Genomic DNA, 23640 nt, shown 5'->3' with positions numbered 1-23640 from the left:
TGAAAGTGCGCTTATTGTGCGCACTTTGTACACCGTTGAGTTGCGGGGTCTAGTTCAAGTGATTTGGCTGGTATTTTTTCTTCACAGTCGCAGCAGTAGCCATATTGCCCAATTTCTATTTGGCTGACCGCCGCTTCTAATTTAGTCATGCGACTTATCAAAAACGCATACTCAGGACCTAGCTTCTCTGTTGCACAGTCTAACCATTCATTGTTTGCTGTATTATCTAAAACTTGTATTAAATGCTGATGTGTAGGGTAGGCTGATTTAGAAAGCATAGTTAATATATTTAATTTAATTTGTGCTATTTCATCGTTTAGTCTTTTTTGATGATGCATTATCAGTACAACCTTATTAAATTGGCTTCACGTTATACTGATATTATCTAGAGGCTTTAAGTTAGCCGTTATGATTTGAATCAAGTTGCGGTGCTTTGGCGTATTTATTTAATATGCTTGCCACATCTTCTTTACTTTTTAAACGCCTGATTTCATCAAATAAATCGATCGCTTGCGGGTATTGGCGTTTAAGGTAACCTAGCCATTGCTTTGTACGAGAAGCAAAGTACTTTTCATCTTTTGCAGGGTCTTGATGAATAGCAGAGTGAATTAAGTGATAAATAATATGCTCCCATTGAAGGCCATCATATTGTTCATTATTTACATGAGCTTTAATTTTTTTTGCTAAATCAGGGTGCGAAAGGGCACCACGACCAAGCATCAAATCAGTACATCCACTTCGTTTTTGGCAAAGCATTGCGTCCTCAACTTGCCAAATTTCACCATTGGCAACAACGGCAATATTTTTATCTTTTATTATTGGTGGAATTTTTTCCCAATAAGCTGGCGGGTTATAACCATCACGTTTGGTTCTGGCGTGTATAGCTACACTATTTGCGCCTGCGCTTACCACAGCATCAACAATTTCTTGGCTGTTACTGTCATCATCAAAGCCTAAGCGAATTTTTGCACTTACTTCATGTTTATCATCTACAGCATCTCGGACTGCTTTAATAATCGTATACATGTGGTCAGGATCTTTAAGCAGTACAGCACCCCCTCGACTACGATTAACGGTTTTTGCTGGGCAACCAAAGTTAAGGTCGACCCCATGAGATCCTAAAGCAATTGCTCTTACTGCATTTTCGGCTAACGGATTTGCTTCTTGGCCGAGTAATTGAACACGCACAGGAGTACCTGCTCGCGTAAATCCATTATTATGTAGCTCAGGGCAAAATCGATGAAAAACTTTATCAGGTAAGCATGTTTCAACCACTCTTACAAACTCGGTAACGCACAAATCGAACCCACCAATGTCTGTGAGTAATTGGCGCATTTTAAAATCAACGACACCTTCCATAGGTGCTAAAACAAGTTTCATAAAGTGATTAATTTTGATAAAAAACTGGACGCATAGTTTACCTGTAAATCACACATTGATAAATCTGTAATTACCAACCATATTTAATGTAGAAACCGCAAAAGTAAATATTATGAAAATAAATGAAAGTTTTTATTCTTGTACAGGTCTACTTAAGCATACAAGCAATTTAAAATACATTTTTATTGCTGAGATTTACAATACTTGATTAAAGAGAGTCACAAAATGAATACAGTTAAAAAAAATACAATCGCGTTAACTTTAGGTGCAGTAGTTGTTGGCTCTGCAAGCTTTGTATCTGCAGATGTACAAGCCAACCCATTTGAGTTTCAACAATTAGTGACAGGTTACCAACTAGACGCTAAAGAAGGTAAGTGTGGTGAAGGTAAATGTGGCGGCGATGCAAAAGATGCAAAAGCTAAAACAGAAGGTAAGTGCGGCGAAGGTAAATGTGGCGGCGATGCAAAAGATGCAAAAGCTAAAACAGAAGGCAAGTGTGGTGAAGGTAAATGTGGCGGCGATGCAAAAGATGCAAAAGCTAAAACAGAAGGCAAGTGTGGTGAAGGTAAATGTGGCGGCAACGCAAAAGATGCAAAAGCTAAAACAGAAGGCAAGTGTGGTGAAGGTAAATGTGGCGGCGATGCAAAAGATGCAAAAGCTAAAACAGAAGGGAAATGTGGTGAAGGTAAATGCGGCGGCGATGCTAAAAAAACTAAAAAAGAAGGTAAGTGCGGCGAAGGTAAATGTGGCGGTCGTTAATATCTTATTCTAAATAAGTTATGCTAAAAGGGCCTTAAGGCCCTTTTTTGATAAGTTAGAGGTAGTTATGACACAAATCCAGAGTACAGATTTCGGGATGGTGGGCCTTGGCCTACGACGAGAAATGCTTGATGAACTGCTTGAACACGTACCTAATCAAGTAGATTTTTTGGAAGTTGCACCAGAGAACTGGTTAAAACTAGGTGGACGCTTTAAAAAGCAATTTAGAACATTAACAGATGCAAATAATTTTGTGTGTCATGGATTATCACTGTCTATCGGTTCACCCGAACCACTGGATGTTGAATTTGTTAAATCTTTAAAAGTTTTTTTTGAAGAGCACAATATAAAAATTTTCAGTGAGCACTTAAGTTACTGTTCCGGTACAGGCCATATGTATGACTTAATGCCTATTCCGTTTACACAAGAAGCTATAGCACATGTTGTCCCTCGTATTAAACAAGTACAAGACATACTTGGGCAGCAAATTGCGATAGAAAATGTTTCTTACTATGGCGCTCCTGGACAGCAATTATCAGAGCTGGAATTTACAAATACCATTTTAGAGCAGGCAGACTGCAAGCTTTTACTGGATGTGAATAACATTTATGTGAATTCGATTAATCATGGCTATAACGCACAATCGTTTTTAACTGGGCTGCCTTCTAATCGTATTGCCTATGGGCACGTTGCAGGCCATTATAATGAGGCTGATGACTTAATAGTTGATACACATGGTGCTGATGTCATTGATCCTGTGTGGGAGCTACTGGATAAAGCATATGAAGTGCATGGCGTATTTCCAACCTTGCTTGAGCGCGATTTTAATATCCCTACCATGAATATTTTAACCAAAGAGTTAGATATAATTCATGAGCTACAAGCTAAACACATTACTTCAACGGTTTCAAAACAACGAGCTTAATATAAGCCTTTATAAATATTAAAAGAGTGCCTGGTTATGAGCTTTATTGAAATACAAAACGAATTTATGGCGCATATTCGCGAGCCTAAAAAAAATAAAAAGCCCAGCGGTATCGAAGACAGACGTATGGCCATTTATCGCGACCTATTTTTTAATAACATTGAAGGTTTTATATCATCAGGCTTTCCGGTATTAAAAACCTTATATACAGACAAGCAATGGCTGGTTCTTGTACGCCAGTTTTTTAGCGAATATGATTGTCATTCACCGTACTTTTTAGATATAGCAGGGGAGTTTATTAATTACTTATCAAGTGATTATAAAATGAAAAGATACGATCCCGTGTTTATGCTAGAACTTGCACACTATGAATGGGTAGAGCTAGATGTATCAATTGCACACGAAGATGAGCAAGAGCAAAAATTACAAACAACAGCGCTTACTAGTTCTGCTTTGTATTTATCGAAAACGGCAAGAAATTTAAGTTATCAATTTCCAGTTCAAAATATTAGCAATCGCTTTAAACCAAAAGAGCCATCACCTCAGCCTAATTATTTTGTTGTATATAGAGATGAAGATGATGACGTTCAATTTCTGGCTACGAATGCGATGACTGCTTTGTTGCTATCAACTATTGAGGCAAGTGATGGAGCGACATTTGACGACGTGTGCCAACAGGTATTCGCTCATGCACCACAGTTTAATGCAGATCAAATTGCTCAAGGCGCATTGGTTACCCTCAATGCAATGGTTGAACGCGGTGTAATTGTGACAAAAAATCAAGATTAAGGTCTTTATTGATGATTTTACATCGTCTATTATGGCAGCCTTATTTGTCGTGCTTAATAAAAGGTTGTACCAATGTCAGATGATAAAGACTTTAAAGATCCGTTCAACGCTACTTATTTTCTTGCTTTCTTAGCTGTATTTGCAGGGATTGGTTGTTTAAATGCAATATTAGGCTGGATCACTAGCTTAACTTAAAATGCATAGCGTTTATTAAGGCTGTTGCTTACTTCAGCCTTGAACCACTTTATTTTAATTACCCCCCATAGTTAATACTTCTTTTATAGTAACGCCAAACTCGCAATTAAAGGTTAGTTAAGGTTATAATCACCTGCTTTGTAATATAAACAATTGAGCAGTTAAAATTATGACTCAAGTAACACCAGCAATTATCAAAAACAGCATAACTACAATTGCTGATTATCCAAAGCCGGGCATCATGTTTCGCGATGTAACCACTTTAATGGCAAATCCAGAAGCCTTTAAAGCAACTATTGACGCGTTTATCGCAGAATATAAAGATCAGGGTTTTACTAAAATAATCGGCACAGAATCACGTGGCTTTATTTTTGGTGCGCCACTGTCTTACGCATTAGGCATTCCGTTTATTCCAGTTCGTAAACCAGGTAAGTTACCACGCGAAGTTATTCGTCAAGATTACTTACTTGAGTATGGTGAAGACACGCTAGAGCTGCATGTTGATGCAATTGTACCTGGCGATAAAGTATTATTAGTTGATGACTTATTAGCAACTGGCGGCACAATTGAAGCCACAGCTAAATTAGTTCATAAACTAGGTGGCGAAGCCACAGATGCTGCATTTGTTGTATCACTACCAGAACTTGGTGGCGAGCAGCGCATCAAAAAAATGGGTATTAAAATCCTAAAATTGGTTGAATTCGAAGGCGAGTAATCGATGAGTTATCAGGTTCTAGCGAGAAAATGGCGTCCTCAAACCTTTCATGAATTGGTTGGGCAGTCTCATGTTAAGCAAGCGCTTGTAAATGCGCTTACACAAAATAGACTGCATCACGCTTATTTATTCACTGGAACCCGCGGTGTAGGTAAAACGACTATTGCGCGTATTTTTGCTAAAAGCTTAAATTGCGACGAAGGTATATCTGCAAATCCGTGTGGCCAATGTAGCAGCTGTTTAGATATAGAAGCAGGGCGCTACATTGACTTACTCGAAATAGATGCGGCTTCTCGTACAAAAGTAGAAGACACCCGTGAAATACTCGATAACGTTCAATATGCACCAACACGTGGACGTTATAAAGTATACCTAATCGATGAAGTTCACATGCTTTCTAAGCACAGCTTTAATGCGCTTTTGAAAACGCTTGAAGAGCCACCAGAGCATGTGAAATTTTTATTGGCGACGACCGATCCTCAAAAACTACCAGTTACTATTTTATCTCGCTGTTTACAATTTAACTTAAATGCCTTGTCGCAAAGTGAGATTAAAACACAGCTTGAACACGTACTTACTCAAGAGCAGCTTAGCTTTGACACTGATGCACTTAGTATTATTTCAAAAGCCGCTGATGGCAGTATGCGTGATGCGCTTAGCTTAACCGACCAAGCTATTGCACAAACAAATGGTGATATTAATAATCAAGCAGTACAAACTATGCTTGGTTTAATGGATACTCATTATAGCCAAAGCTTGCTTGCAGCATTACTTGCACAAGATGGCGCTGCGCTAATGGATGAGATTGCGCAGGTGGCAAGTCGTAATCCTAATTATGTGGCATTGCTTGATGATTTAATTGCACTTACGCATTTGACTCAACTAACCCAGTTAGTGCCAGAAGCGGCAGGGCTAGATGAAAAAAATGTAGATTATATTGCTCATGTTGCACAACATACGAGCCCACAACAAATTCAAATTTATTATCAGTTACTGTTAAATGGTAAAAAAGATTTACAATGGGCACCAGAGCCTCGCTTAGGTTTTGAAATGATAATGCTAAGATTATTAGCATTTAAGCCTACAGACGCTCAACAAACTGTACACACAGTAAACGAAGAGCCGGCCCCAAATAAACAAGGCCGCGCAAATGCACTGCGAGATATATTAAATAAAAATAAAACATCGCAAAACACTGTAGCTAGCCAAAGTAGTGTCCCTGTAAATAATACTAAGCCAGTTAGTAATACAGAGCAGCCTAAATCCCTTGAGATAGAGCCTTTACCAAATGTTGCCGCTCAGACATCGAATAATGATGTCGTACAAAGTAATAATGAGCCAACCCAAGTTGCAGTAGAGCAACCGCTTCAAGAAAGTGAAAACGCTTTTGAACAACAGGCTTCAACTAATGATCAACCACAAACCAATGTTGTTTCGGATGCTCAAGCCCAGCGCCAAAGTGAAGATGAAGCTTACATGCAACATAGTGATGCTGAGCAAACGTTAGCTTCGCAGTTTGATGATATAATGAGTAGCGCTGTAGATCAGGGTTTTAAACCTGCACCTACTGCAAACTCAGAGTCTTCACCAGAGCCCTTAGCAAATCACAATGCAAGTACGCCAATAGCTGAACAAGAAGCGCAGGCGCAATCTGCCATTGCTCGTATTTTACGTGACAGAAACATATCGGGTGCGGGTAGGTTATCAGGCAAGAGTACAAGTACATCTGCAAATAATGTAGCAGTGCAGCCAAGCCAAGCGCCTGCTAAAAAGCCAGAACAGCATCCAAGAATGCCTAAAGCCCAAAGTGTTCATCAAGGTAGTGCAGATACAAGTGCAAGTGAGCTTAATAGCCCTTCAAGTACTGGGTCTGGCGATATCCCTCCTTGGGCAACTGATAGCGAAGGTGAGAGTGAAAAAAAGCATGAGCTCCCAGTAACAGGGGGCCAAACTCAGGCACATAATCACTCCAACATAAAGCCAACTAGTAAGATTGATTTTAAAGCAAAGCACCAAACAATTACTGAAAATCTTGCGCCAGAATTACTTGAGCAAATAAACCCTCAAAAAGCGCCTGAAATAGTGCCAGAGGAAGTAAGTATTCCTGCCCCTGATGATTTTCAAAGCCCAATTAGTGAAATTAGATTTGCACATCAACAAGATGAATGGGCTTATTTAATTAAACGTATGGGACTGGGTGGTCGTATGCGCCAATTTGCATTGCATTCAATATTTACCAAGCAAGGCAACAGTTTACATATAGACGTTGATGAATCACAAAAGCATTTAGATACACCGATGCTTCGCCAAAGATTAGATGCCGCATTGTCGAGTATTTATGAGCATAACGTGTCGTTAAGTATTAATTTTGCTAAGGGAGTTATTGACTCTCCTTATCTTATTCAGCAAAAAATTGATGCAGGTCGTCATCAACAAGCAATCGATGTGATCACATCTGATGAAAACATAGTACAATTTCAGCAAGTATTTAGCGCCGAAATTGACGAAAACAGTATTCAGGCATTGTAATTACTTACAATCGCCCTTATGTTCATGTTAATTAATGTATTAAAAGAAAGAGAGAAAGTTATGTTTAAAGGTGGAATGGGCAACATGATGAAGCAAGCGCAGCAAATGCAAGATCGCATGCAAAAAGCCCAAGACGAAATCGCAACATTAGAAGTTGTTGGCGAAGCCGGTGCCGGTTTAGTTAAAGTAACCATGCTTGGTAACCACAATGTACGTCGTGTTCAGCTTGATGAAAGCCTTATGGAAGACGACAAAGACATGATTGAAGACTTACTTGCAGCAGCATGTAACGATGCTGTACGCCGTGTTGCAGAAGAAACACAAGAGCGCATGGGTAAAGTAACTGGCGGTATGCAATTACCACCAGGTATGAAAATGCCGTTTTAAGTAAATAATGCAACTTTCAGATAGTTTAAATCAGCTTATAGAAGCACTGCGCTGTCAACCGGGCATTGGTCCAAAGTCAGCGCAACGTATTGCTTTTCACTTGCTTGAGCGCGACCGAAAGGGAGGCACTCAGCTGGGCAATGCATTGACTAAAGCAATGACAGCCATAGGGCATTGTCAGTCTTGTCGTACTTTTTGCGAACAAGCTCAGTGCGATATTTGTTTAAGTACAAAACGCCAAGACAGCGGCATATTATGTGTTGTTGAATCGCCTACTGATGTGCTTGCCATTGAGCAAACAGGTCAGTATTTAGGGCTATACTTTGTTTTAATGGGTCATTTATCGCCAATTGACGGTATCGGCCCTAAAGAAATTGGCTTAGACGTTTTAGAGCAAAAACTTGCTCAAGGCGGTATTAATGAGGTTATTTTAGCGACTAACCCTACCGTTGAAGGCGATACTACGGCTCATTATATTGCTCAGCTTTGTCATAAATATAAAGTAGGTGCTTCGCGTATTGCTCACGGTATTCCTGTGGGAGGCGAGCTTGATTTAGTAGATGGTAGAACGCTTATGCATGCTTTTAGCGGCAGGCGTTTAGTTACACAAGACTAACTCTAAGTCACTATTTGAAAAGATATTATAAAAGCCTACATGATTAAATTATGTAGGCTTTTTTGTTTTTAAGGTAAGCTTAGAAGCAATCTAATACCAATCCGCAATAATACTTAATCATTTTGCGGGGCTAAACGTGTCGCTACCTGCGTTAAAAAATTCTCATTTAGAACAACTAAATAGCGAGTTTTTTGCCTAGCTATCAACACGTTTTCCCGCCCTCAAAATAGATCATTTAATTAAACGAATTGGTATAATATATTTTTGGGCTATGTCTCTAATTAGTAAGGAATACAATGAAAGATAATCAACCCTACCAAGGTACATTACTGGGTAGTAAGCGTTTTTTACCGCTTTTTATTACGCAGTTTTTCTCAGCAATAAACGATAACGTGTATAAGCAATCAGTGCTTATTCTATTGATATTTCAGGCTGCAACGCTTGCTGATGGCGCACTTTATTCAAATATTGCTGCTGGGTTATTTATCCTACCTTTCTTTTTATTTTCAGGGATGGCGGGGCAGCTAGCTGAAAAAACAGAAAAATCCAAACTAATTAGAATCGTAAAACTATGTGAAATCCCTATTATGGTTGTAGGGGCTGTCTCGATTTTAACGCAGTATGTTTGGCTGATGTTAGCCACCGTATTTTTAATGGGCGTACAAAGTACGTTTTTTGGTCCATTAAAATACTCTATTTTACCACAGCACGTAGCCCCTAACGAATTAACAAAAGCGAATGGCTTGGTTGAATCAGGCACGTTTGTGGCGATACTAATAGGTACAATTTTTGGCACCTATTATATTACTCAATCAGTAGGCCCTACGCTTATAAGTATTGCCGTATTAGTACTGGCCGTTATGGGGTATGTGAGCAGTCGCTTTATACCCATTAGTGAGGCGAACGAGCCTAACTTAAAATTTACCTATAATATATTTTCATCCACGAAAAACGTATTTTCAGCACTTAATTCGCAAACAGAATCGGTTGGTAAATCAGTACTTGGGATCAGTTGGTTTTGGTTAATTGGCGCAATTGTTTTAACCTCCTTACCAAATTATGTAAAACACACAATGGGCGGCGATGAACTGGTTGTAACTAGCGCGCTTGTTGTGTTTTCACTAAGTATTGCTATTGGTTCGTTATTGTGTGAAAAGCTTTCTCGCTCTCGAATAGAATTAGGAATTGTGCCTTTTGGCGCCATTTTAATTACCGTGTTTTTATACTTACTGAGCCAAGAGAGCGCTATTAGCTCTTATTTACCTCAAAACCTTGAATTATTGACGCTTGATCAGTTATTAAAAACAGGCGACATGGTGTGGCATTTTGTATGGATGGCAGGCATTGGTATTGGCTCTGGTTTTTACACTGTACCGCTGTATGCGCTTATTCAACAGCGCACTGAAGAATCTAGTCGCTCACGAGTTATAGCCGCTAACAATGTCTTAAATGCGTTGTTTATGGTGGGCAGTGCTATTTTAAGCATTGTTACGTTGTCTATTTTAAAGTGGAGTATTTCAGAACTTCTGTTGTTACTTGCTGGTTTAAATCTACTTATCTCTATTTATATCTATACAAAAGTCCCTGAGTTCTTTTTACGTTTTGTTATTTATATTTTGGCTATTTGTATGTACAGAGTGCGCACAAAAGGGGAGAGTAATATTCCGGATGAAGGCGCTGCTGTTGTTGTGTGTAATCATGTCAGTTTTGTCGATTGGATGTTTATTTTAGCAACATCACCAAGACCAATCCGATTTATGGTATTTGCCCCTATTTATTATTCACCAGCACTGCATTGGTTATTTAAAATGGCTAAAGCTATTCCAATTGACAGTGAAAAAACCAACCCTAAAGCGTTTAAAAAAGCCTTTGACGAAGTTGCATCCGCGCTTGATAAAGGCGAGCTCGTTGGTATCTTCCCAGAAGGGAAGCTAACGAGTGATGGCTCAGTGGATATTTTTCGCCGTGGAATAGAACGTATTATTAAGCGCTCACCCGTACAAGTTATTCCGGTGCATTTAGGTGGGTTATGGGGGAGCATGTTTAGTCGAAAAGCTAAGTGGCAATTACCCCGATTAAAATGGTCTTTAGTGTCTGTTACCGTAGGTGAAGCTATTGCCGCTGACAAAGTAACTGCTGATGATTTGCGCGAGCAAGTTTTGGCTTTAAAAGCGCTTCATTCTAAAGGTATTGATTAACTTAATGATTAACACAACACCTGAGTCTAACTTGATAGATCATATTATTATTGACGACTTTGTAGCGCCTAAATGCGATGGGTTTATTGACATATTATATCAAGATGATGATATTTTGCTTATTAATAAACCCAGTGGGCTATTGAGTTTATCGGGCAAAAACCCGCTTAACTGGGACTCAGTACATTATCGTTTAGTGCATGGTCAAAAGGGATTAACAGCCGCTTTTCCTGAAGCGAAGTTACCGCACCGATTGGATTTGGGTACGTCTGGCATTATGATTGTTGGGCTAAACGGTGCAGCGTCAAAGCACCTTAATAAACAATTTCAGGCACGCATAATTCATAAGCGTTATGTAGCGATGCTAGAGGGAAGCTTGGCTGTTGATGAGGGGCAAATTACTGCACCAATAGCGAAAGACAAGCTGCTTTTTCCGCGTGTTAAAATTTGCCAAACTACGGGTAAAGCTGCAGTGACTGAATACAAAGTGCTTGAGAGATTCAAACAACCATACAGAACCCTAGTACAATTTACACCCGTGACTGGGCGCACTCATCAATTAAGAATACACAGCCAGTTTATAGGTCATCCTATTTTAGGCTGTGATTTGTATAAAAGCGCGCAAAGCGAACACATGGCAGAGCGCTTGCAGCTGCATGCGAGCGACTTACATTTTGAACATCCAACCAGCGAAAAACGCATTCATGGTCAATGTCCTTGTCCGTTTTAATTATCTAATGTAATAATCGTTAAACGATTATTACATTAATACCAAGGCGTTTAAGCCCCTCTAAATAATTGTTTGGTATATTGCTGTCGGTAACCACGGTGGTGACTGCTGCCGGTTCAAGAATTTTATGTAGGCAAACATGTTCGAACTTAGATGAATCAGTAACAATTATTATTTCAGACGCGATTTTACACATCACTCTATTCAACACTGCTTCAGCTTCAAAGTATGTGGTAATACCGCGTTCCATATGAAAACCATCAACGCCTAAAAATAGTTTATCAACATGTAAATCTTCTAAGCACTTTTCAGCTGAGCTGCCAAAAAAAGACATGTTTTTACGTCTTAATGTACCGCCAAGTAACATAACGTCTATTTCGTCATACACCGACAGCTTATTCACTACATTTAAACCATTAGTAATAATAGTCAAATCTTCTTTATCTTTTAAGTGCGCCGCAATTTGAATGGTGGTCGATCCCGAATCTAAAATGATTGAATCACCAGAGTTAATTAATTGGGCTGCGGCTTTACCAATACTGAGTTTTTCTTCAGCATGGAGTGTTTGCTTTCGGTCTATGGCGAGTTCGGTTTCAATTACATTTGTTTCTTTCAGCATTGCCCCCCCGTATGAACGAGTTGCAATACCTTGCTGTTCTAAAAAACGCAGGTCTTTTCTTATTGTAACAGTTGATACGTCATACTTTACGGCGAGGTGAGGAACTTGTACGCTGCCTATTTCCTTTAACATTCGACTAATTTGCTCACGTCTTTGGCTAGTGTCGCGCATAATTTCCCTTTTATAAAAAGTTTCAAACTTAAATAATGAAGCCTGATTATATATGAAATGAAACATTTTACCAATAAAGCCTTTCGGTTTTATAAATAATTAGAAAAATAATATGCGCTATAAATTAAAGTATAGCGTGATGATTCGCCTACCTATCTTTTCAAGTGTATCAGTAAGAGGGAGAAACTTATTTAATGTAAAAGCCACTCGAGATGTGAGTGGCTTGGTATCAAAAAGAAGTCATAAAGAGTATCGTTTTATTTAACAATTACTTGTTTAAACCCTTCGTTTAAAACTCTGAAACGAGCTTGTCGACAACGGCCTCAAGATAATCTTTTTGTGCAGTATTAAACCCCATATGTTTAACCCTTATGTTCCCATCCTTGCCTATTAGATAGGCTGTTGGCATAGCTATAATTTCGTAATCAGTGCCCACTGTACTGTTATAGCCAGCTACAACAGGGTATGAAACAGGGTGTTGAGTTAAAAACGCATTAGCAGCCTCAGACTCTTGCTCTAAGTTTATTGCAATTACCTCAAAGCCTTTGTCTGTATACTCTTCTCGCAGCGCATTTAAAAAAGGAAATGAGCGGCGACATGGTACGCACCATGACGCCCAAAAATCAACATACACTACTTTGCCTTTATAATCGGATAGGGTGATCGTGTGTTCATCGTTTAATAACGGTAAAGAAAATGCTGGTGCAGTATCTTTTACCGCTAACGGCTGAGCTATACAAAAAGAGCACCCTATATACAACAATAAATAGATAATTGACTTCATTAATTAATCGCCTTTGTTGGCGTCAACTCTAATAATAAGTAACCTTTAAATTGAGTATTTAACTTAGCGTTAGTACCTGAGGTTGTGCCTAAAATTTTATTATTCACATAGTCTTTTATTTGATACTCGCCTTGTTCTAACCCTCTTAGTTCCACTTCGCCATCCCAGCTATCGGCATAAAATGCGTAATACATATTAGCGCCTTTTTGTATTGCATGGGTTTCTGGGAGGTCAAAACCAATATCGTATAACTCCCCTAAATAGATACCTTTAGGCAGCATTTTTTCTTTGTATATATCAATCCATTTTTTCCATGTTTGTTCTGTTTCTTTATCTAAGGCAAATTCAGCGGCAATACCCGTTGAGTTAGGCATGGTAAATTTTGTACCAACAATGCCTCCAATGCCAACTGATGAAGCAAAGTCATTGGCATTATCACTAAGCTCAACATGATCTCCATAATAAGGTGATGATTCGCCCATTAAACCTTTTAGCGTTTTTCCCTTGTGGCGTATTTGCCAAGACGATAACGGATCTGAGCTAACAGTTTGATTCATAAAAGGCAAGTTATGGAAAGCGTAAGATGTGCCGCAAGGACAAATTTCAATCACCGCATCGGGTTTTACTTCTTTTGCTGTTTTAAATATTTCTTCCCAATACTCGGCTAACTTTTCTACAGACTCTTCTGGGTATGCATGATTGTGTGCAGGGTTATAACAAGGCGCAACGCCGTTGAGGTGTTGTCCGTCAATCTTAAGCCCTTCATATCCCCATTCCCCCAGCATTTTGCGAACAAGTGCTTTACTGTGCTCAATTGTGTCTTTGTAGGCAGGGCAAAGGTAAAAACTATTCCACCATGTTACGTCTTGAACAGCTCCATTTTCATCAAGTAATAACATGTCGGTGTGTTCGTGTAATAAGTCGGTGCCAGGATCTACCGCTAAAGGAGCCCACCATAATTTTGCTTTTAGCCCTGCTTCGTTTATTTTAGATACAAAGGCTTTCATATCTTCATCGCCATTAGGGAACTTTTTACGGTCTAAGTACCAATCACCTTCAGCTGTCTGCCAGCCATCATCGAGAACAGCCCATTCTAAACCCATTTTTTTAGCGGTTTCTAATGTACCAAGTACTTCATTTACGTCAAAGTTACGGTCGTAACCCCACGCACACCAAATTGGCTCGTATGCTGAGTCGGGTACATCAGCCATTTTTAACCCTTTATCAGCCATTACTTTGCGGTAGCTTTTAAGTGTGGCGTAATAATCGTTATTATGGACGTTAACAAAGGTTTGAATGGTATTAAGTGTTTCACCTTTTTTGAGTTCATTTCCTTTCTCAAGCTCAACGTGAATTGTTGCACCGTTATCTGTTTTTGTATAATTAAGTGGTAATGAAACTAATTTAGGCGATGTTTCGGTATGACCGACGGCAATACCTATATCTTTTCGCCATAAATCGACTATTGCAGTGCCGCCGCCGTAATCTGATGAGTTCATACCCATGTAATTTTTCTGGCTATAACCAGGTGTGATTGGGGTTATCCAATCTCTTCGATCTTCATAAGAAGCGCCCTGATAAGACCAGTAGGCGGGCTGCTCGGTTTGAACCGTTTTATTGTCTGAAAGTGTGTAGTCGTTATTAACCCATTTAACAATTTTAATATTAGCGTCAGTTGTATTCGTGTAACTCACATTAAAAAATGCCATAGTCGGGTAGCGTTTATATACACTCACAACAGTTTTTTTAAGCAGTCCTTGTGATGATATACCGCTTAGCTCTACTTGGGTGCCGTAGCCTAATTCGTTTTCTATTGGCTGCACTTTTTTTTCAATAAAGTTAAAGTCGCTAATCACGTTTTTATCAAGTGTCACCACATATTCACTAGGCTTAATGTCGCCTAACGCTATTTGGTTTCCGTTTACATTCCCGACAATATGACTATGCAGTAAATTATTAAATTCTAAAGAAAGAGCATCTGTTTTTACGGTGTAAACTATATCATTGTTGATAGTTGAGTTAATTGCTTGTTTAGAGCAGCTTACAAGTGAAAAAGTGCTAATGGCGCAAATGAGTAAGTTAGAGGTGTAATTTTTTTTCATTATTTAACCTTTAAAATAATATATGTTGAAAGTGCAAAGCTAACGATTAGTTTGCACTTATATTGAAAAAACGAACGGCGTTGTTAGCATACAAATTATCAACAACGCTTTTTGGTAATGCCAAACCCACGATATCGCCATCCACTTCAGGCACACTTAATGACTTATCTGTATTTAGATACAGCCAGTCTTCAGTCCATTTTTTATGAGCTTCTTTTTTAAGCTGCATATCAGTAGCGTCAGGAGCGTGAGTTAAATCAGTCGCATATAAAATACGAGTTTGATATTTAATAAAAAATTCACGTACTTTCTGTTTATCGAGTTTTGATTGATACTGAATTTGCCCCATTCTTGCTGCCAAATCGACAACTGCATTTGGGTAGGTATCTAAAAATAAGGCTATTTCATCAACGCTCCACTCTAAACTTGCTAAGTGTGCTCCCATAAAATGCATATTAGGGTGCTTATTAAGCATATTGTTACGAACTTGCATTTGTTGCTCATAGCTTGGCATTTCAGGGTGTAAATACATATGGTATTGCGGATGAGCTGCAAAATATTGTTTATCATTATTTACCGTCATTTTACTCACAGGTAACCAGCAATTTTTAGGCTCGCCTTGATGACCAATCAATGGAATGTTTTTATTGGTTAAATGGTTAAAAATAGGATCGAAAAGAGGATCGTCAATCATTACCAAATTTTGCTTTTGGTTTTTAAAATCCATCCCTATGTTTTTCCATACTTTTACTGCTTTAGCGCCTTTATTTATTGCCAAATCAATGCGTTTAATTACATTGTTTTTCCATTGGGGTGTGTCTGCACCTTGCATTGAAAACGTGGTAACGAAATAAAAATTAAGCGGGTATTTTTTCGAAAGTAACTGCGCAATACTCGCTTGTTTATCAATACTAGGAAAGTCGGGGTAGTCGACGTTTATTGATAGTAACTTTATGTTGTCTTTTTGCGCTTGCTCAATAAAAGCCGCAGACGTGTTATTGGCATGTACATGAGCGTCAATTTTATTTACTGAGTAGTAATCGCTCATTGTGTAGTGTGCGTTGTTAGCTTTATCACTTACGCCTGAGCAACCGGTTAGAGAAAATGCGAAAATAGAAATAGCGCCAATGTGTTTTTTCATAATAGCCTCTCAAAAATTAGTTACTTGATTTGTTATCTTCAGGTTCTATAGCCAATAATATTGCTGCGATAATGGCGAGTATGATGCCTAAAATCTTAAATTCATTCGGGATAATTCCAATAAAAAGAATACTTAATATTGAAGAGATTAAAGGGGCACCTGCGTTTGTTAAAGGCGACACTACCATTGCTTTACCATAACGAAATGCATAAACCAGGCATAAAGCACCAATAGAATTTAGGATTTGAATACCTGCAATTGATGGGATTGTACTAAAATCAAAGTCTTTTAATGATTGTGTATCAGTCATAAAGTAAGCAACAGGAATTAATAGAAGCGCTGTAATTGTCATGTAAAAAAAGATGCTTTCGGCGTTCATGTGGTTATTAGAGAACTTCATAAAAAAAGCTTGTAGCCCCCATGCAGCCATCACTGAAATAGCGAGTAAGAACCATACTAAATTGTGTGTACTTGATTCATCGCCTTGTGAGTATTCAAATAATGGCAGTGTTATTAGCGCTAAACAAATACCAATAGTGCCTAGCTTGCCAGTACGTTCTTTGAGTAATAAAAAAGACAAAACGATAGTGATGAGTGGCGACAATGAAACAATGGGGAAAATAAGGTAAGCAGGGCCGGTATCTACAGCATGGAACAACAGCATTTGACCACCAGAGCCAAGAAACCCAATTGTACACCCCAGTAAAATTGAGTATTTATCAGTTGCTAATTTCCAGCCGACTAATTTAAGCGCAATAACACAAGGTATGACCATCGTCACAGCCCAAATAGAATAAATAATTGTTGAAGGAGTACTGCTTGCGAGCATTGCGGTCAATGCACCCCATAATCCCCACATAACGGTAACAGCGACCGCGAAAAGTAACCAAGGTTTTTGCATTTTATATATCTCTTATTATATTGGTGATATCTTTTTATCGTATTTATATGATGTGAAGTTATATGTAAACGTTGTTATCGAATGCCTATATATTTTATATAGGCATTCGTTTTTAGCACTAAAACTTAAAAAGATGCACGTACGCCTAAGCTAAGTGTTCTTCCATATAATTGAATAGAACCGGGCATATCATCTCGACCTTGAAATGTTTGGTTTGATTCATCAAGCAAATTTTGTGCTTCAACAAAGACTTGAAAGTTTTCATCAATGTTATATTGCAATGACGCGGAAACAATATATTGCTCATCCATAGATGTTTGATAATCATCACCAAGAGGGCTAAATGAGTCAGTTACGTAGTCATCGGTATAATCGAGTGCTATTTGGGTGCTGAATTTATCATCTTCATAAATGAATGAAACAGAGTATGAGTTATCAGCAACGCCTGTTAACGGACCCGCATCTACCCCATCGATTGTTGTACTAGTGTCTGTATAGGCATAGCTTGCGGTAAATCCAAAGCCACTTTCGAAGAATTTCTGTACACTTAGTTCAGCACCTAAAACTTCTGCTGAATCGCCGTTAATAGGCTGAGTTACTTGGAATGTTTCGGATGCAATTTCTACTTGAGTGGTATTTATTGTAATAAAACCGTCTAAGTCTTTCCAAAATATAGCACCGGCTAACATTCCACCTTCTTCAAAATACCATTCTAGAGAAAGATCGGCTTGATCTGAAAATACCGGCTCAATACTTGGGTTGCCACTAATCGCCATAGTGAATAACCCCGACTGTGCGTTATCGGTCGTAAGTGGAGCCAATTGATCTAAAGTTGGTCGCGATAATGACTGTGCTAATGCGCCACGTAACAAAAGATCTTCGCTAAGGTAAAGGCCCGCATTTATTGCTGGGAGCAATTTGCTATAGCTTCCTTGTGCTTCTTGGCCGGCACTGTCTGAATAGGTAACATCCCAAGATGGATTCGCTGCGTCGGGGTTAACGATTTGTATAGACTGAATAGAGTTATAAGAATATTTAGACGACACTTCGGTTTCAATCCAACGTAAACCAACATTGGCAAACCATTCTTCGCCGGCTAAATCGGCTTGAACATAAATTGCGGTCGTATCTTCTGTAATATCATAAGAATTTACAGGGTTAAAAATAGGTGACCATAAATCAGACTCATTCTCGCCAAATGTTCTTTCATTCCCTAAATAGTCTGTAATTGTTTGACCATCTGATGCCGCTAAACCGGCCGCATAATCAGGGATACTAAAAATCGGAAAAGAGCGGGGGATATTTGCAGAATCACCAGCAAAAAAATCATCATAAGGGAATTCTCTGGTAACATCAGCGCCCACTTCGCCAAAAGTGAACGGATAGCCACAATAATTACAGGCGCCTAGTTCATAGTTATCGTAAGCGGTATTTGTTTTATCTCTTGATGTAAACGCAGCACCAAACTGTACTTTTGGCATGTATTTATAATCGAGAAGTAGCTCCGCATCTAATGAAACACCGGTAACGGTGTCTTTAATGTCGCTGCCATCACGAGCAGCCCAGTGCGGTGAAAAATCGTCATTCCCAAAGTCGTCAGATGTTCTACCTTGTGTCCAGTTTGCAATGTAATCAGGTAAACCGCCAGAATTAGATTCGTAATGACCAGTATGCGCACCAGGCGCACCTGCAACAACGTAAGTGTTTTTACCGCCGGAGTCACGCTCAGAACTTGATTGGTAAATATCACCTTTAATAGTCAAGTCATCGGTCGCATTAAAAGTACCACTTAAGCCAAACATTTTGGTATCAACAGTTCTGTGTTCATCCAATGTGATTAATTCCATCGATACATCTGCAATATCCATTGCTGTTACAACATTACCATCGAGAACAATATTAGATAATCGATTTTGTGCAGCGCTTTCGTCTGCCATATAAAAAGACTGCGAGTATCCAGTTGCATCAGATTCTAGTTTGGTAAGCATTACATCGGCAACAAGTTCAAAACGATCGGATACTTTCCATTCAATCGAAGACGTAACACCGGTGCGTTTAAAGTCAGTCGCATAAACACCGAGTGCGTATGAACCAGGCATAACAAGGTTGGTTTCATCAGATGTGATATTTCCATCATTGTTTACATCGTATGATATTTCATCATCGACACCAAAGAAGAAATTATCAAACATCTCATCGGTGCGTCGAGTGCCTGTTGAGTGTGATAAGCCAAAAATGAAGCCAACGGTATCATCAGCGAACGTATTACTATAAATAGCATTTAATTTTTTACCGGTATCTTCTGATAAATCATTGTAATCAGCGGTAGCAGAAAAAAGCATTTGCTGGCCTGGGTTATCAAAGGCACGCGCTGACTTAAGGTTAACAGCACCACCAATACTGCCTTCTATATTTTTGGCTTCTACTGATTTCCATACATCCGCGCCACTTATCATTTCAGAAGGGAGTACATCAAATGCAAAGTTACGACCGCCATCGTCGGTTGCTAAAATTCTGTTGTTAAGTGTTACAATACTAAATTCTGGTCCTAGTCCTCGAATATTTACATATTGAGCTTCACCACCACGTGTTCGGCTAACTGTAATCCCCGAAATGTGAGAAAGGGAATCCGCTACATTATTATCAGGAAACCGACCCAACTCTTCGGCGGCAATTGAATCAACTAAAGATTTAGCCTCTTGTTTTATATCTGACGACTTAGCAAGACTGCCACGTACACCTGTAATACTAATTACTTCAATGTCTGTACTTTCTTGCTTTTCTTGAGCTAGCACTTGTTGATGACATGCGCCAAATATTGCAATCGTCAATAAGGTTTTTTTAAAGCTGATCCTGTTGTTCATAATATTCACCTGTTGGATTTTTTATTGTAATAAATATAGAAATCATTCTACTAAACCGCACAATCATACTGGAGGACATTGAAACTACTGTCAAACGAAAAGTGACAATAAAATGAAATTAAATTAAAGTAATATTAACAATTGAGATTGATTTGCAATCTAAATGCATCTTTTTATTTAACTTTAGTGTTTTTAAATTCAAAGTGAAGCTAAATGAAACTAAAAGTTGTTTACTTGTTTCTATGTTTGTTTCATACTCAGCTCAGTTATTTAAAAACATTTCAGTTTTAACTGCTTTATTAGGAGGTCAATTGAAAGTATTACTAGATTTAATTCAACAGCATAAAATGGGTAAACAAAATGGATTATATTCAGTGTGTTCATCACACCCATTAGTGCTTGAGGCTGCTATGAAGCATGCATTAAGTAAGGGTGAACATCTGATAGTTGAGGCAACGTCTAATCAAGTGAATCAAGACGGTGGTTATACGGGGAAAACACCGAGTGATTTTTATGATCTAATCCATGTTTTAGCTAATAAAGTAGGTTTACCTCTTAATAAAGTTATTTTGGGTGGAGATCATTTAGGCCCAAATTGTTGGCAGGATTTATCCGCTGATGAAGCGATGGCTAAATCAGATGTACTTATAGATGCTTATGTTAGTGCTGGTTTTAGAAAAATTCATTTAGATTGTTCAATGTCTTGTTCAGATGATCCTGTTCCCTTGGGGGATGCTGATGTTGCTAAACGTGCGGCTCGGTTGTGCGCTGTAGCTGAAAAAACATGGCAGAAAGTAGGCGGTGAACCACCAGTGTACGTTATAGGTACAGAAGTGCCGGTTCCAGGTGGAGCGCAAGAAGGGCTCGATTGCTTAGAAGTTACATCGCCTGAAGCGGCGAATGAAACAATTAATGTGCATTATGACGCGTTTAATAAAGTGGGCTTAAAAGATGCTTGGGAGCGTATTATTGGTTTAGTTGTTCAGCCAGGTGTTGAGTTTGATCACCATAAAGTAATTGCCTTTGAGCCAGAAAAAGCGGTCGTATTGAGTCAATTTATTGAGTCAAATAAAAATATGGTGTTTGAAGCACATTCAACTGATTATCAATCCGTTGGGCATTTGAGTGAATTAGTAAAAGGGCATTTTGCCATATTAAAGGTTGGTCCGTGGTTAACATTCGCGCTTCGCGAGGCCGTTTGGGCTTTAGATGCTATTGAAAAAGAGTGGATAGACTTAGAATCACTCTCAAATGTAAAAAGTGTCATTTTAGAAGCAATGCATGAAAATCCAGTCTATTGGAAAAAGTATTATGCAACAGAGGCAAAACAACAAGCCTTAGATTGCCAGTACAGCTTAAGTGACCGAGTTCGTTATTATTGGCCTACGCCAAAAGTTGATTTTGCATTAGATCTATTGATTAATAATCTTCAGCTTTCTCCACCGCCTTTAACGCTACTTAGCCAGTTTATGCCCGAGCAACATCAAGCTATTAAAGATGGAAAACTAAAAATGAATATACGTGAATTAATTTTTCATAAAATTTCTCAAGTATTAGAGCAGTATTCTGTTGCTTGTAATACAGCTGTTAACGCTCAAAAAAAGGACGCTTAACCTATGACTTACTTAAACTATTCTCAAGATTTATTAAAAGAGAAAGACGCGTATTGGACGGCAAAAGAGATTCAACAACAGCCAGCGTGTTGGGATAAAGTGCTGTCTAATTTAATACAAGTTCAGCCTAGTATTGATGCATTTTTGAAACCTATTTTAGCAAAGCCTAATTTACGTATTATTTTTACAGGCGCAGGCACATCTGCTTTTGTTGGCGAGAGTATTGCCCCTGCGGTTTGTGCTAAGTTAGGTAAACGAGTAGAGGCGATAGCTACAACTGATTTAGTATCAAATCCACATGATTATTTTCAATCGGATATACCGACTCTTTTAGTGTCGTTTGCTCGCTCAGGAAATAGCCCAGAAAGTGTTGCATCTGTTGACTATGCTGATTCATTAGTTAAAGAGTGTTACCAGTTAGCAATTACATGTAACGAAGAGGGCGAGTTGTATAAGCGTTGCTCTGGTACTAATAAATTTGCTTTATTAATGCCTCCAGAAACAAACGACATAAGCTTTGCAATGACGTCGAGCTTTAGCTCGATGATGTTATCTGCATTGTATGTATTTTGTCCGGTAGAAAATTTCAAATTACAATTTGAAAAAAGCATGGCCGCTACAGAGTCGTTAATAACGCGCTATGACCAAATAATAAAAACAGTTGCAAATAAAAAGTACGAACGCGTTATTTATCTTGGAAGTGGGATATTTAAAGGGCTTGCTCGAGAAGGTGCATTAAAATTACTTGAGCTTACCGACGGTGTAGCAGTGTCGAGCTTTGATTCTCCGTTAGGATTCAGGCATGGACCAAAAGCAATTGTGAATGATAAAACGCTCGTTATATTATTTATTTCAAATCACCCGTTAACGCGTAAATATGATTTAGATTTACTCACTGAGCTAACCGGTGACTCAGAAGTAGGTGAGATTATTGTCGTTGATGCTAAAGCAAGTGAAGAACACACTGGTTTTGAATGTTTGTCTTTATCAGGAATGGAAAATGCAGAAGATATATTTTTGCTTTTCCCTTATATTGTTTGCGTGCAAATGTATGGTTTTGAGCATGCCTTAGCGATCAATAATACACCCGATAACCCTAGCTCATCTGGAACAATAAACCGTGTTGTGCAAGGTGTAAATATCTATGCTTTATAAGCAAAGATAATTGAACAGGAGAAACAATATGTATTATTTAGGTGTTGATGGCGGTGGAACAAAAACGGCGTTTACATTACTTGATCACGCACATAATGTAGTAGCAAGCCATGAATCTGGAACTTGTTACTATGTTGAAGTTGGCTTAGATGGCGCACAATCGGTTTTAGAGTCGGGTGTTAAAGCACTGCTTGAGCAAGTGAACGGTTCAGTAGATGATATTACTTTTGCTTTTTTTGGGTTACCCGCATATGGCGAAGACAGTAAGTTAATTGATGAAATTAATGCTTTGCCGTCACACTTTATGCGCTCTGATAAGTATCATTGTGATAATGATATGGTCAATGGTTGGGCTGCTGCATTTAATGGTGCTGACGGTATTAACATTGTTTCAGGGACTGGTTCAATCGCTTATGGCGTGAGTAAGAATCAAAATGCTCGCTGTGGTGGTTGGGGGGAGCTTTTTAGTGATGAAGGCTCTGCTTATTGGATTGGCTGTAAAGGACTGCAAGTATTTACAAAAATGAGTGATGGGCGCTTAGCCAAAGGGCCGCTATACTTTTTATTAAAAACGACGTTTTATATTGAAAGTGACCTAGATATTACAGGATTAGTGCTTTGTGATTGGAATGGGGATAGAAGTAAAGTGGCTTCTATTTCTACTTTAGTTTGTAAGGCTGCTTCAGAGGGCGACAAATACGCCATAGCCATTTTAGATGATGCGGCTAACGAATTAGCTGAAATAGTTGAAGGGGTTCGTAAAGTATTACCGTTCGCTGAAGATGAAGAGGTTAAGGTATCTTATTCTGGCGGTGTGTTTAATGCTGGGGCATTAGTGCTGTTTCCTTTTATTAATGCATTAAAGCGTTTTTCGAGCAACTATAAACTTTATGAGCCACTTCATAGCCCCGTTGTTGGTGCTGCTTTATACGCTAAGCGCTTAGCTAATTTAAAAAATATAAAATAAAAATGAAATAATGATTGGGGCGTGTTGATCTTTGGTGGCTGAATTTACAGCGGTGTGCTTGGTATTTAAGCAAGGCAGAGCCTATGATGTGTGGTTGTTC

21 protein-coding genes are annotated in these 23640 nt (G+C 38.7%); 13 read left to right on the top strand and 8 right to left on the bottom strand.

Going from position 1 to position 23640, the window contains the following annotated elements; translation table 11 throughout:
- Positions 1-11: 11 nt before the first annotated feature.
- Together I6F40_RS10680 and I6F40_RS10675 are read right to left on the bottom strand one after the other, a co-directional pair.
- Positions 12-338, bottom strand: coding sequence for a TraR/DksA C4-type zinc finger protein (locus I6F40_RS10680; protein WP_166377649.1), 327 nt, complete (start codon positions 336-338; stop codon positions 12-14).
- Positions 339-399: 61 nt separating this feature from the next.
- Positions 400-1380 carry a tRNA-dihydrouridine synthase gene (locus I6F40_RS10675; protein WP_166377650.1) on the bottom strand — a complete coding sequence of 327 codons (981 nt, stop codon included), beginning with the start codon at positions 1378-1380 and terminating at the stop codon, positions 400-402.
- Positions 1381-1605: 225 nt separating this feature from the next.
- On the opposite strand from I6F40_RS10675, the gene I6F40_RS10670 reads away from it, so the two are divergent.
- The 10 genes from I6F40_RS10670 to I6F40_RS10630 all read left to right on the top strand — a co-directional run bounded on the left by I6F40_RS10670 (position 1606) and on the right by I6F40_RS10630 (position 11223).
- Entirely contained in the window at positions 1606-2139 is a 534-nt protein-coding gene (locus tag I6F40_RS10670; RefSeq protein ID WP_166377651.1) for an HvfA family oxazolone/thioamide-modified RiPP metallophore, read from the top strand.
- A 67-nt stretch (positions 2140-2206) separates the two neighbouring features.
- Positions 2207-3064, top strand: coding sequence for an HvfB family MNIO-type RiPP peptide maturase (locus tag I6F40_RS10665; protein ID WP_166377652.1), 858 nt, complete (start codon positions 2207-2209; stop codon positions 3062-3064).
- A gap of 36 nt (positions 3065-3100) precedes the next feature.
- Positions 3101-3853, top strand: a complete 753-nt coding sequence (locus I6F40_RS10660) for an HvfC family RiPP maturation protein (RefSeq protein ID WP_166377653.1) — start codon at positions 3101-3103, stop codon at positions 3851-3853.
- A 72-nt stretch (positions 3854-3925) separates the two neighbouring features.
- Complete coding sequence (locus tag I6F40_RS19815; protein WP_002962301.1) at positions 3926-4048, top strand: hypothetical protein; 123 nt, start codon at positions 3926-3928, stop codon at positions 4046-4048.
- 169 nt (positions 4049-4217) lie between these two features.
- Positions 4218-4763, top strand: coding sequence for an adenine phosphoribosyltransferase (gene apt / locus I6F40_RS10655; RefSeq protein ID WP_007584093.1), 546 nt, complete (start codon positions 4218-4220; stop codon positions 4761-4763).
- 3 nt (positions 4764-4766) lie between these two features.
- Positions 4767-7292: a DNA polymerase III subunit gamma/tau gene (gene dnaX / locus I6F40_RS10650; protein ID WP_166377654.1), complete on the top strand. Its 2526-nt coding sequence runs from the start codon at positions 4767-4769 to the stop codon at positions 7290-7292.
- Positions 7293-7352: 60 nt separating this feature from the next.
- Positions 7353-7679 (top strand): YbaB/EbfC family nucleoid-associated protein, encoded by a 327-nt coding sequence (locus I6F40_RS10645; RefSeq protein WP_002962306.1) that lies wholly within the window; start codon positions 7353-7355, stop codon positions 7677-7679.
- 7 nt (positions 7680-7686) lie between these two features.
- Positions 7687-8295 carry a recombination mediator RecR gene (gene recR / locus I6F40_RS10640; RefSeq protein ID WP_008165968.1) on the top strand — a complete coding sequence of 203 codons (609 nt, stop codon included), beginning with the start codon at positions 7687-7689 and terminating at the stop codon, positions 8293-8295.
- 296 nt (positions 8296-8591) lie between these two features.
- A complete protein-coding gene (locus I6F40_RS10635; protein ID WP_166377655.1) occupies positions 8592-10493 on the top strand; it encodes an MFS transporter in 1902 nt (633 codons plus the stop codon).
- 4 nt (positions 10494-10497) lie between these two features.
- Positions 10498-11223 carry an RluA family pseudouridine synthase gene (locus tag I6F40_RS10630; protein WP_166110715.1) on the top strand — a complete coding sequence of 242 codons (726 nt, stop codon included), beginning with the start codon at positions 10498-10500 and terminating at the stop codon, positions 11221-11223.
- A 19-nt stretch (positions 11224-11242) separates the two neighbouring features.
- On the opposite strand, the gene agaR is transcribed toward I6F40_RS10630, so the two are convergent.
- From agaR to I6F40_RS10600, 6 genes are all read right to left on the bottom strand, one after another.
- Complete coding sequence (gene agaR, locus I6F40_RS10625; RefSeq protein WP_166110718.1) at positions 11243-12013, bottom strand: transcriptional repressor AgaR; 771 nt, start codon at positions 12011-12013, stop codon at positions 11243-11245.
- A gap of 289 nt (positions 12014-12302) precedes the next feature.
- The gene (locus I6F40_RS10620; RefSeq protein ID WP_166110721.1) at positions 12303-12797 is read right to left on the bottom strand and encodes a TlpA family protein disulfide reductase; all 495 of its coding nucleotides are present in this window, start codon (positions 12795-12797) and stop codon (positions 12303-12305) included.
- The gene (locus tag I6F40_RS10615) at positions 12797-14899 is read right to left on the bottom strand and encodes a glycoside hydrolase family 36 protein (RefSeq protein ID WP_166110724.1); all 2103 of its coding nucleotides are present in this window, start codon (positions 14897-14899) and stop codon (positions 12797-12799) included. The genes I6F40_RS10620 and I6F40_RS10615 overlap by 1 nt, the downstream gene beginning before the upstream one ends.
- A 46-nt stretch (positions 14900-14945) precedes the next feature.
- Positions 14946-16040 carry an amidohydrolase family protein gene (locus I6F40_RS10610; protein WP_166110727.1) on the bottom strand — a complete coding sequence of 365 codons (1095 nt, stop codon included), beginning with the start codon at positions 16038-16040 and terminating at the stop codon, positions 14946-14948.
- Positions 16041-16056: 16 nt separating this feature from the next.
- Complete coding sequence (locus I6F40_RS10605) at positions 16057-16941, bottom strand: DMT family transporter (RefSeq protein ID WP_166110730.1); 885 nt, start codon at positions 16939-16941, stop codon at positions 16057-16059.
- Positions 16942-17066: 125 nt separating this feature from the next.
- Complete coding sequence (locus I6F40_RS10600) at positions 17067-19805, bottom strand: TonB-dependent receptor (RefSeq protein WP_197192910.1); 2739 nt, start codon at positions 19803-19805, stop codon at positions 17067-17069.
- Between the two features lie 311 nt (positions 19806-20116).
- On the opposite strand from I6F40_RS10600, the gene I6F40_RS10595 reads away from it, so the two are divergent.
- Genes I6F40_RS10595 through I6F40_RS10585 form a run of 3 tightly spaced genes read left to right on the top strand, consistent with a single transcriptional unit; the run spans position 20117 to position 23540 of the window.
- Positions 20117-21418: a D-tagatose-bisphosphate aldolase, class II, non-catalytic subunit gene (locus tag I6F40_RS10595; RefSeq protein WP_166110736.1), complete on the top strand. Its 1302-nt coding sequence runs from the start codon at positions 20117-20119 to the stop codon at positions 21416-21418.
- A 3-nt stretch (positions 21419-21421) separates the two neighbouring features.
- The gene (locus tag I6F40_RS10590) at positions 21422-22573 is read left to right on the top strand and encodes an SIS domain-containing protein (protein WP_166110739.1); all 1152 of its coding nucleotides are present in this window, start codon (positions 21422-21424) and stop codon (positions 22571-22573) included.
- A gap of 28 nt (positions 22574-22601) precedes the next feature.
- Positions 22602-23540 (top strand): N-acetylglucosamine kinase, encoded by a 939-nt coding sequence (locus tag I6F40_RS10585; protein ID WP_166377658.1) that lies wholly within the window; start codon positions 22602-22604, stop codon positions 23538-23540.
- The last annotated feature ends 100 nt before the right edge of the window (positions 23541-23640 follow it).

The sequence above is a fragment of the Pseudoalteromonas sp. SWXJ133 genome (assembly GCF_015864365.1).
Lineage (GTDB): Bacteria > Pseudomonadota > Gammaproteobacteria > Enterobacterales > Alteromonadaceae > Pseudoalteromonas > Pseudoalteromonas arctica.
The sequence above is the reverse complement of the archived record's forward strand: the minus strand, read 5'-3'. Positions and strand labels throughout refer to the sequence as shown.

Bases quoted from the DNA above. Each gene is read 5' to 3' on its own strand.
- I6F40_RS10680 (WP_166377649.1), bottom strand. From the start codon at position 338: ATGCATCATCAAAAAAGACTAAACGATGAAATAGCACAAATTAAATTA.
- I6F40_RS10675 (WP_166377650.1), bottom strand. From the start codon at position 1,380: ATGAAACTTGTTTTAGCACCTATGGAAGGTGTCGTTGATTTTAAAATG.
- I6F40_RS10670 (WP_166377651.1), top strand. From the start codon at position 1,606: ATGAATACAGTTAAAAAAAATACAATCGCGTTAACTTTAGGTGCAGTA.
- I6F40_RS10665 (WP_166377652.1), top strand. From the start codon at position 2,207: ATGACACAAATCCAGAGTACAGATTTCGGGATGGTGGGCCTTGGCCTA.
- I6F40_RS10660 (WP_166377653.1), top strand. From the start codon at position 3,101: ATGAGCTTTATTGAAATACAAAACGAATTTATGGCGCATATTCGCGAG.
- I6F40_RS19815 (WP_002962301.1), top strand. From the start codon at position 3,926: ATGTCAGATGATAAAGACTTTAAAGATCCGTTCAACGCTACTTATTTT.
- apt (WP_007584093.1), top strand. From the start codon at position 4,218: ATGACTCAAGTAACACCAGCAATTATCAAAAACAGCATAACTACAATT.
- dnaX (WP_166377654.1), top strand. From the start codon at position 4,767: ATGAGTTATCAGGTTCTAGCGAGAAAATGGCGTCCTCAAACCTTTCAT.
- I6F40_RS10645 (WP_002962306.1), top strand. From the start codon at position 7,353: ATGTTTAAAGGTGGAATGGGCAACATGATGAAGCAAGCGCAGCAAATG.
- recR (WP_008165968.1), top strand. From the start codon at position 7,687: ATGCAACTTTCAGATAGTTTAAATCAGCTTATAGAAGCACTGCGCTGT.
- I6F40_RS10635 (WP_166377655.1), top strand. From the start codon at position 8,592: ATGAAAGATAATCAACCCTACCAAGGTACATTACTGGGTAGTAAGCGT.
- I6F40_RS10630 (WP_166110715.1), top strand. From the start codon at position 10,498: ATGATTAACACAACACCTGAGTCTAACTTGATAGATCATATTATTATT.
- agaR (WP_166110718.1), bottom strand. From the start codon at position 12,013: ATGCGCGACACTAGCCAAAGACGTGAGCAAATTAGTCGAATGTTAAAG.
- I6F40_RS10620 (WP_166110721.1), bottom strand. From the start codon at position 12,797: ATGAAGTCAATTATCTATTTATTGTTGTATATAGGGTGCTCTTTTTGT.
- I6F40_RS10615 (WP_166110724.1), bottom strand. From the start codon at position 14,899: ATGAAAAAAAATTACACCTCTAACTTACTCATTTGCGCCATTAGCACT.
- I6F40_RS10610 (WP_166110727.1), bottom strand. From the start codon at position 16,040: ATGAAAAAACACATTGGCGCTATTTCTATTTTCGCATTTTCTCTAACC.
- I6F40_RS10605 (WP_166110730.1), bottom strand. From the start codon at position 16,941: ATGCAAAAACCTTGGTTACTTTTCGCGGTCGCTGTTACCGTTATGTGG.
- I6F40_RS10600 (WP_197192910.1), bottom strand. From the start codon at position 19,805: ATGAACAACAGGATCAGCTTTAAAAAAACCTTATTGACGATTGCAATA.
- I6F40_RS10590 (WP_166110739.1), top strand. From the start codon at position 21,422: ATGACTTACTTAAACTATTCTCAAGATTTATTAAAAGAGAAAGACGCG.
- I6F40_RS10585 (WP_166377658.1), top strand. From the start codon at position 22,602: ATGTATTATTTAGGTGTTGATGGCGGTGGAACAAAAACGGCGTTTACA.